Annotated in this window: 2 protein-coding genes; both read left to right on the forward strand. The window is 46.2% G+C overall.

Going from position 1 to position 589, the window contains the following annotated elements:
• On the forward strand, positions 1-139 hold a 139-nt coding region (gene rpmD, locus A3729_RS29415), incomplete at its 5' end, for a 50S ribosomal protein L30 (RefSeq protein WP_068634557.1).
• A 1-nt stretch (position 140) separates the two neighbouring features.
• Positions 141-575 (forward strand): 50S ribosomal protein L15, encoded by a 435-nt coding sequence (gene rplO, locus A3729_RS29420; protein ID WP_068508547.1) that lies wholly within the window; start codon positions 141-143, stop codon positions 573-575.
• Positions 576-589 lie beyond the last annotated feature (14 nt).

Here is a 589-nt window from a genome sequence, read left to right on the forward strand (position 1 = left end):
TCGCTTACCTGCTCATAGAGCGTGTGTTACCGGTCTTGGTCTACGTAAGATTGGTCAGACTGTAGAGCTGGAAGATACACCTTCAGTTCGCGGTATGGCTAACAAAGTTAACTACATGGTTAGGATTGAAGGAGAATAAAATGCGTCTTAATTCAATAAGTCCAGCTCCTGGATCAAAGCCTACAGCTCGACGTGTAGGTCGCGGTATTGGTAGTGGTTTTGGTAAAACTTGTGGTCGTGGCCACAAGGGTTTGAAGTCTCGTTCTGGCGGTTCTGTAGCGCCAGGTTTCGAGGGTGGTCAGCAACCTCTAGCACGCCGACTTCCAAAGTTCGGTTTCAGTTCACGTCAAGCTAAGTACTCTGCTGAAATTCGTTTGAACGAATTAGCAGCTGTCGAAGCTGATGTTATCGACTTGGATGCGTTGAAAAACGCAAACTTGGTTCGTCGTGATGCTAAGCAGGCTAAAGTTATTTTGTCGGGCGAGTTATCTAAAGCAGTTACTATTCAAGGTTTGAAAGTAACTAAAGGTGCTCGTGAAGCAATTACTGCTGCTGGCGGAAAGGTAGAGGATTAATACCCATGGCGAAG

The sequence above is a fragment of the Oleiphilus sp. HI0043 genome (assembly GCF_001634935.1).